The 12239-nt window shown below is 51.5% G+C and carries 11 protein-coding genes; 1 reads left to right on the top strand and 10 read right to left on the bottom strand.

Translation table 11 applies throughout. The features are described from left to right. Positions 1-48: 48 nt before the first annotated feature. From ACMP1L_RS06405 to ACMP1L_RS06395, 3 genes are all read right to left on the bottom strand, one after another. A complete protein-coding gene (locus ACMP1L_RS06405) occupies positions 49-918 on the bottom strand; it encodes a YitT family protein (protein ID WP_118732108.1) in 870 nt (289 codons plus the stop codon). Between the two features lie 168 nt (positions 919-1086). After that, positions 1087-2604, bottom strand: a complete 1518-nt coding sequence (locus ACMP1L_RS06400) for a metallophosphoesterase (RefSeq protein ID WP_418452400.1) — start codon at positions 2602-2604, stop codon at positions 1087-1089. Positions 2605-2843: 239 nt separating this feature from the next. Then, positions 2844-4133 (bottom strand): galactokinase, encoded by a 1290-nt coding sequence (locus tag ACMP1L_RS06395; protein WP_177304413.1) that lies wholly within the window; start codon positions 4131-4133, stop codon positions 2844-2846. A 158-nt stretch (positions 4134-4291) separates the two neighbouring features. Between ACMP1L_RS06395 and mnmL the strand changes: the two genes are divergently transcribed. Then, positions 4292-5311: a tRNA modification radical SAM protein MnmL/YtqA gene (gene mnmL, locus ACMP1L_RS06390; RefSeq protein ID WP_418452398.1), complete on the top strand. Its 1020-nt coding sequence runs from the start codon at positions 4292-4294 to the stop codon at positions 5309-5311. Here the strand turns inward: mnmL and ACMP1L_RS06385 are convergent. The 7 genes from ACMP1L_RS06385 to hydA form a co-directional block, all read right to left on the bottom strand. Next, complete coding sequence (locus tag ACMP1L_RS06385) at positions 5242-6447, bottom strand: CapA family protein (protein ID WP_418452396.1); 1206 nt, start codon at positions 6445-6447, stop codon at positions 5242-5244. The two genes, mnmL and ACMP1L_RS06385, sit on opposite strands and share 70 nt — an antisense overlap. Next, the gene (locus tag ACMP1L_RS06380; protein ID WP_118732103.1) at positions 6417-6653 is read right to left on the bottom strand and encodes a putative Se/S carrier protein; all 237 of its coding nucleotides are present in this window, start codon (positions 6651-6653) and stop codon (positions 6417-6419) included. The genes ACMP1L_RS06385 and ACMP1L_RS06380 overlap by 31 nt, the downstream gene beginning before the upstream one ends. A 1-nt stretch (position 6654) precedes the next feature. After that, entirely contained in the window at positions 6655-7800 is a 1146-nt protein-coding gene (locus ACMP1L_RS06375; protein ID WP_418452395.1) for an aminotransferase class V-fold PLP-dependent enzyme, read from the bottom strand. Beyond that, a complete protein-coding gene (gene yedF / locus ACMP1L_RS06370) occupies positions 7797-8405 on the bottom strand; it encodes a sulfurtransferase-like selenium metabolism protein YedF (protein ID WP_118732171.1) in 609 nt (202 codons plus the stop codon). The genes ACMP1L_RS06375 and yedF overlap by 4 nt, the downstream gene beginning before the upstream one ends. A gap of 35 nt (positions 8406-8440) precedes the next feature. Continuing rightward, positions 8441-9475 carry a selenide, water dikinase SelD gene (gene selD, locus ACMP1L_RS06365; RefSeq protein WP_177304410.1) on the bottom strand — a complete coding sequence of 345 codons (1035 nt, stop codon included), beginning with the start codon at positions 9473-9475 and terminating at the stop codon, positions 8441-8443. Positions 9476-9554: 79 nt separating this feature from the next. After that, positions 9555-10721 (bottom strand): M20 family metallopeptidase, encoded by a 1167-nt coding sequence (locus ACMP1L_RS06360; protein ID WP_177304409.1) that lies wholly within the window; start codon positions 10719-10721, stop codon positions 9555-9557. Positions 10722-10813: 92 nt separating this feature from the next. Continuing rightward, positions 10814-12202 carry a dihydropyrimidinase gene (gene hydA, locus ACMP1L_RS06355; protein WP_418452394.1) on the bottom strand — a complete coding sequence of 463 codons (1389 nt, stop codon included), beginning with the start codon at positions 12200-12202 and terminating at the stop codon, positions 10814-10816. Between the last annotated feature and the right edge of the window lie 37 nt (positions 12203-12239).

Genomic DNA, 12239 nt, shown 5'->3' with positions numbered 1-12239 from the left:
TGGCTTCTTTCCGGAAACTACTGTGGTCTTCTCATTTTCATGCTGTATTTAATTACTTAAAAATCCCTTGCCGATGATCTCACTGGAGTTGGAGATCAGGATGAATGCGGTCGGCTCCACTTTCTTGATGTAGTTGCGCAGGTGCACGGCCTGACTGCGTTTCATGGTTGTCATAATAACGGTCTTGCTGTGATGGGAAAAAGCGCCCTGTGCCTTGTAAACAGTGGCACTGCGGTTTAACTCCCGGATGATGAAATCACAGATCGGATCCGGATCATCACAGATGATATGAAAGCATTTACAAAGGTTGATATTCTCGATGACACCGTCAATTACCAGGGACTTCGCCATCAGTCCCAGCGAGGAATACAGTCCGGTAGTCGGTCCGAATACAAAAAAGGACATAACCACAGAGGTAATATCCACCACCAGAAGTGCCGTTCCGATATTCATGCTGGAATGTGCCTTTAAGATCATGGCAATGATATCGGTACCACCGCTGGACGCTCCGATGTTAAATAAAACTGCGGATCCAACGGCCGGAAGGAAGATTGCAAAGATCAGTTCCAGCATCGGCTGGTCGGTAATGGTTCCTGCTAACGGAACAAAGCGGTCCAGGGCGCTTAAGCTGAAGGACATCAGCATGCTGGCGTATACCGTCTTAATGCCAACATCGGTTCCCAAAAATAAAAAGCCCATGACCAGAAGTCCTGTGTTCACTATGAACGTAAAGTCACTGGCATTCATGCCGGTCAGTCTGCTGACCACGGACGAAAAGCCCGTAACGCCGCCAAAAGAAAAGTTATTCGGAAACTTAAAAAAATAAATTCCAACGACCATGATCCAGATGCTCACGGTGATCAGTGCGTATTCCGCAATCTTACGTTTAACCGGATCTTCAATCTGCTGTGTAGCCATAATTCTCCCCCAAATTCTGCAAAAATCCGTAACTGTTCAATACCATCACAGTCACGGGCCATAATCTCTCCTGTCTGCCAGAGAGACTATAACTCGTTCCCATCTGAAAAACAAACACTATTCTGACTGGCTCAATTACAATATTATTATTGTATGATTTTCCGGTTTTTAACTGCCGGCACTGTTCCAGCTCTGTCTTGCCACACGACTGTCCTCTGCCATACTCTGCATCTCCTTAAACTTCTTTCCCTTCGGGTCCACGCGCTGCCACAAAGTGTAGGCCGAGGTCTGCTTTGCATCACTCCATGGCACTGCCTCACCCAGGCAGTAGGGGAAGTATAGATCTGCATACAGGGATGCCATCTTTTCCTTCAGATCATCCGGCACCAGAGTAATGGTCTGCTTCACCTGCTCCCGGATCACAGATTTTCCATACTGTAAAGACCAGTCCGCAAAATTAAGCAATTCCGGATTTTTCGATCCCTGTGTCTTTGCCCATGCTGCCACGTCCGCATGCCGGGTCTCAAACGTCATAGTATCGTCCAGGTCCCAGCTCAGCATACCGTACTGATTTCCGGGGAAGGAATACGGACTCAGCACGATCTCATGGATACCATTCTGCACATCTTCCAGTCCCGGACCTGTTACATGCTCCCGGATCCGCTGTACGTGCAGATGTCCGCTGATATAAAGCGGTACCTGATACGCCTCCAGCAGTGCCGTCACCTCCGGCCCGTTCTCCATTTCACACTGAGTTGTGAACAGGCGGCTTTCCTGGAGCAAATTGTGGTGAGCCAGCACGATCACCTGAATATCATGTTCCTTTGCCACCCGGAGATGGACTTCCATCCATTTGAGTGTTGCCTCGCTGATACGCCCTTCCACATGATTTCCGTCATCATAAATACAGGAATCCAGCATCAGAAGCCAGTGCTTTGCATCCAGCGGATACACATAGCTCAGGGATGCCATATCCCGGTTCGGAGACTGGTCATACCCAAACCGGTGATAGATCTCATAAAAGTCATCTCCCGTTTCCAGATACTCTGCCTCTTCCCGTTTTTCACCAAAATAGGTGGCTGCGTTTTGATTCCGGATATCATGGTTGCCGGGAATCACCAGCACCGGAATGCCTGCATCCTGAACCTTCTGCAGCTTCTCAGCCAGCAGTTCATGGTTGATCCGCTCACCATTTAAGGTGATGTCCCCGGTCAGGGCCAGAGCCGTCGGATGATTCTCGATCGCCGTTTCTACCAGCGTATCAAGCATCTCGTCACTGTACTGGTCAAGCTTGCCGTCATCGTGCTCCACCATGCTCCGGAAAGCTTTTCCGTCATCGTGGGTGGTGCTGCTCATATAATGAAGATCAGAAGCCAGCATCAGAGTCGGCGGCTCATAAGGCTTCTCTTCTATCTCTGTCTCTTTTGTGTTATGCTCTGCCTCATACTCTTCTGATTCATCCAGGCCATTACCGGTCTCATCCAAACCGGCTCCATTCTCGGTTCCGGATGCTCCATTTTCATTCTGGGTTTCGCCTGCCTGAGAGGTGTCCTCCTGAACCGTAGATTCCCGGTTATTTCCGGTATTGCCCTGCCGGTTCAGCGCTCCAAGAAGCCACACGATTCCAATGCAGATCAAGAGCAAAGCCCCGTAGATCAGGAGCATCATCTTTTTGTAATGCTTCATAATTCTGTCTTAAACCTCTTTTCCGTCCAGAGTGATACCTCAATATAATAAAAAAAGAATGTGCCTTGGCACATTCTCGCGCCGAGGCGCGGTTGCTTCGGCAACCATCTGCCTTTGCACCGAGTGCGCATCCTCGCGGAGCGTTTTTGTATGATAGGACGCAATTTCCTATCATACAAAAAACGGGCGGTATCACTACCGCCCGCCATCATATCACAGATTGACGAAAAAAGAAAGTTTTAGATAATGTCATTCACGCACACTGCGCCATACGGACGGATACTCATCCGGTATGCACTTCCTGCTCCCATGGCATGCTCGATATAGTCAATGTATTCGTCCACGATGTCATTTGGCAGCATAGCCATGATCACGCCAGCAAATCCTCCTCCGTGAATACGGCATGCACCGCGCTGTTTTTCCGCAATGAACAGCTCTGTAAGTGCCAGGGCAATGGAAATTCCCTGTTCCTGCACGCTGGCTGTGGTATAACAGTTCTGCAACCATTTCCACGAAGAATTTCCGGATGCCGTGATATTGGCCAGAAAATCTTCGAATCGTCCCTCTTTTAAAGCTGCAACCTCTGCCTCGACCCGCTTGTTCTCCTCAAAGAAATGCAGGGCACGCATCACGGAACGGTCTCCCGCAAAGGCACGTACCTCCTGGATATTGTCGATGACCTGCTGCTCCGTTACCTCAGCGCAGACCTCCTTGCCAAAAAACTGTGCTACCTTCTTCATCTCATTCGGAACAGAAGAATAATCCGCACTTAAGTCTGCATGACCTTTTCCGGTCTGCACGATGATGAGGCTGTGATTCCGGGAAGCAAAGTCAAAGTCAATCTTCTCTACCTTTGGAGCAGCCGGTTCCAGGAAATCAATGGTAATAAGTCCGCCTACCGCGCAGGCCATCTGATCCAAAAGGCCGGAAGCCTTGTCCCAGTACATATTCTCTGCATATTTTCCGATATGGGCATAAGCAACGGTATCCATGCGTCCGTCATTGAAGAACCGGTTTAACATGGAACACAGCAGCATCTCAAAGGATGCAGAAGAACTTACACCGGCAGAGCTGATGACATTGCTAGTGATATAAGCATCGAAACCGCCAACCTCATAGCCGGATTCCTGAAATCCCTTCAACAGTCCCTTCACCAGATCTACGGTTCCGGCCTTCTTGTCACTCGGCTGAAGATCGTTTAAATCAATGGTAAATTTCTGCTGGAAGGTCTCACTGATGATATTTACCCTGCTGGATTCATTCCTGGCGGCAATTCCCACACAATCCAGGTTAATGCTTCCAGCCAGTACCTTGCCATGATTATGATCGGTATGGTTTCCGCTGATCTCCGTTCTTCCCGGTGAACTGAACATAAGAATATCGTTCTCTCCAAAGTTCTCCCGGAATTTCTTCACCAGTTCCCCATAACGGCGGATATTCTCCTCCGCTTTTTCTGCTCCGTATAACTCACACATGCGGGTATATGCTGCCTCTGATTGCAGCAATTCCAAAGTTTTTGCTGTGTTCATGATAACCTCCTCCATTATATCCATATTTTTAGTATATCACACCGCATGTTTTTCGGACAATACAATATTCTTTCGTGTGTCTGTGTTTTTTTACGGTTGCATGGTATACTGTATGGAAAAGAAACCGGAAATATCCGGATACGAAAGGACTCACACTCATGAACTGGAACGGCAGCCCCTATCACACCCTGGACTTTGAGATGAAATCCCGCTTCGGACAGAAGGTCTACAAGATTGCCCTGGATGGGCACATGACCTGTCCAAATCGTGACGGAACACTTGGAACACGCGGCTGTATCTTCTGCAGTGAGGGCGGTTCCGGAGATTTTGCGGTATCACTGAATCTAAAAACCGACTGTTCTGCTCAAAACGAGGCATCCCTGATTACCACCGCGGTCCATGAGCAGATTGAAGAAGCTATCTCCCGTGTCAAACGCAAAATGGGTTCCGCACCGGATGCCTACATTGCCTACTTCCAGTCCTATACCAACACCTACGCACCGCTCTCTTACCTGGAAGCACTGTTTACCGCCGCCATCCGTCACCCCAAGATTGTAGCACTGTCCATCGGCACAAGGCCGGACTGTCTGCCGGACGAGGTGCTGGATCTGTGTGCCCGCGTAAACCGGGAAAAGCCGGTCTGGCTTGAGCTGGGACTGCAGACCATCCATGAGGATACCGCCGTCTTTATCCGCCGCGGCTATCCGCTCTCCACCTTCACCGACGCATTATCCCGGCTTCGTGCGCGAAGGCTGGACACCATTGTCCACGTGATCCTGGGACTCCCCGGCGAAAACCGTGAGAAGATGTTAGAGACCGTGCGCTATCTGGCAAAGCAGGATATCCAGGGCATCAAGCTGCAGCTGCTCCATGTCTTAAAAGGCACGGATCTGGCAACGGTTTATGAACAGCATCCTTTTCCTGTCATGACCATGGAGGAATATCTTGATCTGGTCATCGACTGTGTGTCCCTGCTTCCGCCGGAGCTGGTCATTCACCGCATCACCGGAGACGGGCCGAAAGCTCTGCTGATCGCGCCGCTCTGGAGCGCAAATAAGCGCCTGGTGCTCAACTCGCTCACCAGGCGCTTCAAAGAACGGGGCGTAACTCAGGGCTGCGGACTGACGATACCGTCTTCTCCCACAGAGACTCCAAAAGAAATCCCCTCCAAATACTGATAAAACTGCGTTTTTGATTCTGCATCAGTCAGCATGCGGGTATAACCGCCGGATGAAGTTCCCGGAATCAGCTGTAATGACAGACTGTCTCCGGTAAATGCAGCCTGTACCAGCATGGTCTTCGGAATCGAGCTTCCAAAGACAAAATTGCCCAGGCTGTAAAAGATCGGCTTTCCTTTATAATACTCGATGCCCTGCAGCACATGCGGATGGCTTCCGATGACCAGATCTGCTCCTGCATCGATATAACGTCTGGCCAGTGCCCTCTGATACTCCTGGGGCATCTCATCGCGCTCAATCCCCCAGTGGATCAGAACCACAACCTTATCTCCTGAGGCATGGCACTCCGCAATCTGTGCAAGCAGCGGCTCCACCGAAACCTCATAAGAAGAAAGCATTCCGGGATGGCCCTTTGTGGCCGCCCAGTCTGCCTTCGGGATCACACGGGTTGCCCCGATCAGCGCCACCCGCTGTCCGTTTTTCTCAAACAGGACCGGCTGTTTCGCCGTATCCAGATCTTTTCCGGCTCCGGTATGCAAAATACCTGCCTGGTCCAGGATTTCACAGGTATCCAGCAGTGCATCCGTTCCATAATCCAGCGCATGGTTGTTCGCCAGCGTCACCGCATCAATCCCCATCTCTTTGAACAGGGAAACTTTTTCCGGTGCCAGCCGGAACGTATATTGCTTGTCCGGTGCCTGGGTGCCGCGGCTGCTGAACGGAAATTCCTCGTTGACTGCAAAATAATCAGCAGACTGGATTGCGCTCAAATACCCCTGATCCAGCACTCCTGAGATTCCGCCCGCCCGGCTGTACGCGTTTAAAATATGGTCAGACAGAAGTACATCGCCGGAAAACAGGATGGTCATGGAACCGTCTGCCGGCTCCACAGAATCAGAAGCTTTAGGGTTTTCTTCTAACCGGTCTGTTTCAGGTTCTGTTTCAGATCCTGTTTCAGATCCTGTTTTGAATTCTGTTTCAGATTCCGTCTCCAGCACAATATCTGACGCAGTTTCCGCGACCGTCTCCGCAGCTGTGATCTTCTCATACGAAGCATGACTGCAGCCGCCTGAGAGCAGCGCCGCAAGCAGCACCGCGGCAATTTTTACAGCATGATCTCTGTGATCAGTTCCCATATTATATCCTGCCTTTTCATTTCCTGTTCCAGCACTTTTCTCGTCTCTACCGGTGCCATAAAGCATAGTCCGCAGCCTGCGGAGATGGCACCTGGAAGTGGGATGATCCGGCCCGGAAGCCCGGCTTCCTTCATGGCCTTCTCCATACGGATGGCCATGACCGTATCCCGGAATGTGATGATCAGGCGAAGTTCTTTTTTCAGCATCTTATCCCTCCCAGGCCAGGATCCGCATAGCTTTTACAGCCTCCTGCACTTCTTCCATGGTATTAAAATGAGAAAAGCTGAAGCGCACAGCTCCCTGCGTTCCTGTTCCAAGTGCATGATGCATCAGCGGCGCGCAGTGGCCTCCTGAGCGGACCGCAATATCAAACCGCTGCATCAGCTCGTCACCGACGGCAGCGGAGTCATAATCCTTCAGATTCAGTGTCACCACAGGTGTCCGGACCGCCGCGTCAAAGTCACCATATAAGCGGACTCCCGGTAAATTCTTTACGCCTTCATAAAATGCGCTCGCATATGCGTCTGCCTGCCGCCAGATCGCATCGGTTCCTTTGTCCAGAATGTATTCCACCCCGGCCCGGAGTCCTGCGATTCCGGGCATATTTAAGGTTCCGGCCTCTAACAGGGTTGGCATCTCATCAGGCTGTTCTCGATCAAAGGTGCGGATTCCGGTTCCTCCAACACGAAATGGCTTTATCTTCACACCTTCACGCACGCAGATGCCGCCCATGCCCTGCGGTCCCAGAAGGCCTTTATGCCCGGAAAAACACAGCACATCGATGTGCATCTGTTCCATATCAATTGGCAGAAGACCTGCTGACTGCGCCGCATCTACCAGAAACAACGTGCCGTTTTCCCGGCACAAAGCCCCCAGTTTTTCCAGATCATTGACATTGCCGGTCAGATTTGACGCATGGGTACAGACCAGCGCTTTGGTATCCGGCCGGATACTGGCTGCCAGAACATCCAGACACATTCTCCCCTTTTCATCACAGGGGATGATGGTCAGGTCTACCCCTTCTTTTTCCTTCCGATACAAAGGACGCAGCACGGAATTATGCTCCATTTGGGTAGTGATCACATGGTCTCCCGGCTCAAGTAGTCCCTCAATTGCCATATTCAGGCTGTCGGTGGCATTCATGGAAAATGCCACCTGGTTCGGATGCGGATAGCCAAACAGTTCTCCCAGGCGGCTCCTGGTCTCTACAGCCAGACGCAATGCCTGCAGGGACGCCTCATTGCTTCCCCTTGCCGCGTTGCCTACGCTCCCGGAAACCAGAGTCTGATAAACGGCATCGGCAACTGTCTTAGGCTTATGCAGAGAGGTGGCCGCATTGTCCAGATAAATCATGGCCGCACAACCAGGTCTGCTTCAGCCATGGTCTGTGCGATCACATACATATTGGTAACACCGCCGACTTTTAATTTCTCAGTCAGTCCGTAGTAATTTAAGCAGGTACCGCAGGTCAGGATCTGCACACCGGCCTCTTCCAGCTTCTTTAAATCCTCGATGGAGTCAGAACCCTCACAGGTCAGCTTTGCGCCGCCATTGTAGAATAAAATGGTATCCGGCAGAGTTTCCAGCTGGGTCTGGGCAAATAAGAAGCCTTTGATCAGAACCTTGCCAAGCTCCTCATTGCCATCTCCCATATGATCTGCTGTAACAGCAACCACCGTTTTTTTCTTTGCCGGAACCAGGCACTGGTCTGCAGGGATCTCCTCTGCTGATTTTTCCTGTCCGCTCACATGAAGAACCACCTTCCAGGTCTTTTCTTCCTCTTTGGAGGCCTCCACGCCGTAGCCCATCTGAACCGCCATCTTCTTCAGGTTCTGGACTGCGATCTCGTTATCAACGAAAACCTCTACAGTTCCGGCTCCGTTTAAGTTCTTGATTGCCTCTTTTGCCTTGATTAACGGAATCGGGCAGATTTCGCCCCTTGCATCTACTGTTATCATACTAGTTTCCTCTCTTTCCTGATCCATTTACATTTTTACAGCACAGTGATTTCCTTCTGAAATCCGGCATCCCCTTGTTTTATGAGCCGTCCCACGATCTGGGCCGGAAGTCCGGCCTCTTTTAATTCCTGCCGGAACGCTTTGCCTTCCTCCTGGGGCACTGCAAAAAGCAGCCCTCCCGAGGTCTGCGGATCAAATAAAATCTCCTCAAGTGGGAACGGAATACCCTTAAAATCAACAAATGTTCCAACGTGGTTGCGGTTGCGCTGTCCGGCCGCCGTGATCATAAAATTCTCCGCATGGGTATAGGCTTCCTTGATATATGGCATACTCAGGGTATCCACCACCGCCCAGAGGCGCTTATCCAGCATTTCATGCAGATGTCCCAGAAAGCTGAATCCGGTCACATCAGTACAGGCATGCACCGTATACTTTTTTGAGATAGCCGCCGCATACTTGTTCAACGTAGTCATGGATGTGATGGCTTCTGCCATTGCCTCTTTGGAAGCCGCTCCCACCCGGTTTGCAGTGTTCATGATGCCGACCCCGAGCTTCTTGGTCAGGATCAGCACATCTCCTGCCTGGCCGCCGTTATTTTTGTAGATCCGGTCCGGATGCACAACACCGTTTACGGAAAGTCCGTACTTCACATCCTTATCGTTGATGGAATGACCGCCGCAAAGTACAGCTCCGGCCTCCACCACCTTTTCCGAACCGCCCCGCATGATTTCACCGAGAACATTCAGATCTTCATCCTGCGGAAAACACACAATATTCAATGCACTGATGACCTCTCCTCCCATGGCATACACATCACTCAGCGCATTTGTTGCCGCAATCTGGCCAAACACATAGGGATCCTCCAGCATCGGCGGAAAGAAATCCAGCGTCTGCACCACAGCCACCTCATCACTGACACGATAGACTGCCGCATCGTCACTGCTGTCAAAGCCCACCAGCAGATTCGGGTCGGCCGCACCGCGCTCAATCCGGCTTAAGACCCGTTCCAGAATATCCGGGCCCAGCTTCGCCGTGCAGCCGCCGCTGCTGCAAAATAAACCTCCTGCCATAATTTCTCCTTTCCTGAAATCCAGCCTTTCTTATCATAGCACAGACAGATCTGTTCCGTCCAACTGTTAAATCCGTAAATTACATCCACAGCCATTCTTTTAACAGGGTCTCATATACCTTCTGACATCGGCGGATATCTGCCTCATCCACGTACTCATCCGCTTTGTGGGCCATGGCCAGGGTACCCGGTCCATAAGAAAGACAGTTACAGTTTCCGGTAGTTCCGGCAATCACGGCCGTATCAGTGTAGCCCGGAAATGCGGAAACCACCGGTACTTTTCCAGTTTCCTGCTCAACAGCTGTCCTGATACGGGAGAGCATCTCAGCATCCTCGTGGTGTGCGATAGGCGGACGGTTTCCTGTGATCCGGATTTCTGCTTTCAGACCCGGAATTTCCTTTGCCGCGTCTTCTGCTGCAGCTTCCAGCAGTGTCTTCACATCTTCGATATGATATGGCGGTACCACGCGCATATCCACTGATACTTTGCACTCTGCCGGAACCTGGTACGGGTGGACGCCTCCCTGGATCTCACCAAAGACAATGGTAGACTTACCCAGAAACGCATCTTCCTTCAACTCTTTCACACGATTGCGGGCAGATGCCAGCATATAAGCCATGCCGGCAATGGCATCCATGCCCTGCTCCGGGCGGCTGGCGTGAGCTGCTTTTCCGTGCATAGTCACCTCAAACCAATAGCGTCCCTTGTGGGCAGTCTGGATCTCGCCGTCGGTCGGCTCCGTATCCATCACCAGGCTGTCTTTTGTGACCCAGCCAAGCTCGATCACTCGTTCCGCGCCGGTCATATCTCCCTCTTCATCAGAGGTCCCGATCCACTTTAAGGTACGTTTCGGAGCCTTGCCGTTTTCCTTCATCTGTGCCGCAGCTTCCAGAAACGCACACAGTGCGCAGGCAAGACCTGATTTCATGTCGCAGGAACCGCGGCCGAAAAATCGGCCGTTCTCCCCGTCCTCGCCCAGAGGATTCTTTGTCCAGCCTCCGGCAACCGGAACGGTATCCATATGACAGATCAACACCATTTCTTCCTTTGTCTCACCCGGAAGGACTGCCAGCAGAACCGGACGTCCCTCCCTGGTATAATCTTTTTTCAGTTCGCCGCGCTCCGGGAGCGCCGCCCGGATTTCCTGCTCTAGAAATCCGGCAATCTCATACTCTTCTTTGCCCGGATTTGTGCTCTCGATGCCAACTAATTTCTTTGTCCATGCCACTGCATCCGTATTCTGCATGTTCTTTTGCTTCCTTTCTTTCATCCCCGGCCCGCTTTCTGTTCTGTCTGCCAGGCCATCTGCCGCTGCCGGAGTCTGACTCCAATTTCATATTACTCTGCCAAAGAGCTCTTTCCTCGTTTTAAATACTGGCCCTCGCCGCGTGTTCCCACAAAATTTCCATCCGTAACGATCTCTCTTCCACGCAGAAATACCTTCTCGATCGCGCCTGTCACCTTCGTGCCCTCGTAGCAGGTATAATCTGCGTTTCCGTGCATCTTCTCTGTGGTGATAGTCCATTCCTTCTTCGGATCGATGAGTACCAGGTCTGCATCGGAACCGGTCTGGATTGTTCCCTTCTTCGGATACAGTCCGGCAATCTTTGCCGGGTTTGTGCACAGGTAATGTACCACCTGCGGAATGGTCAGATGCTCTCCCTTCACCGCCTCAGAGAACATAAGCGGCAGGCGCTCCTCCACGCCCGGCGCTCCGCTCGGGCACTGGGTAAAGTCTTTCGCGCCCTGCTGTTTCTGCTTTGCAAAGGTGAATGGACAATGATCGGTTGCGACTGCATCCAGCTCTCCGTTCTCCAGGGCCTGCCAGAGTGCTTCGTTATCATCCTTCTTTCGAAGCGGCGGTGCCATAATGGCCTTTAAGCCCTCCTGATCGTCTGCGTAACGGTCATCTGTCATAAACAGGTACTGCGGGCAGGTCTCCACGCCAAAATGCTTCTGACCACGGCGTTTCGCGCGGCGTACCTCCATCAGGCCCTGCTTACTGGATAAATGTACCACATAAACCGGTGCCTCTCCTGCGGACTCGGCCAGATACAGGAAACGGTTCACTGCCTCTGCCTCTGCCGCTGCCGGACGGCTGATCGGATGATACTTTGCCTGGGTATGTCCCTCTTTGACAAATTTTTCCCGCCAGTAATTGACGATGCCGTCGTTCTCGCAGTGGGACGCAATGAGGATGCCATCCTGCTTTGCCCGGGTCAGGATCTGCATCAGATCACTGTCTCCAAGGCCGTAGCCGTAGGTCATATATACCTTAAAGCTGGTGATCCCCTCTTCCTTTGCAATCTCTCCCATTTCTTCCAGGACCTGTGGGTTCACATGCTGGAATACACCGTGGAATCCATAGTCGACTACTGCATTTCCATCGGCCAGTCTGTGGTATTCCTTTACCTGGTGCCACAGACTGCAGTTCTGCGGACCGAAGGCCATATGATCTACAATGGATGTGGTTCCGCCACAGGCTGCCGCAATGGTTCCGGTATAGAAATCATCGATGACACGGGCAATTCCTACATCCAGATCCATGTGCGTGTGGATATCCACAGCGCCCGGAAGTACATACTTTCCTTTCGCGTCTACTACTTCGGCCCCGGAATCCTGAAGATCGGTTCCGATCTCACGGATCACGCCTTCTTCCAGCAGAAGATCGGCTTCATATACACCACTCTCGGTGCAGAGCATTCCGTTTTTAATTATTTTTTTCATCGTTTAAACTTCTCCTATATATGGCTTTAAGCGCAGG

It is taken from the genome of Ventrimonas sp. (assembly GCF_048380235.1).
Lineage (GTDB): Bacteria > Bacillota > Clostridia > Lachnospirales > Lachnospiraceae > Brotaphodocola.
Note: the sequence above shows the minus strand (reverse complement) of the source record. Positions and strands in the feature narration are given on the sequence as shown.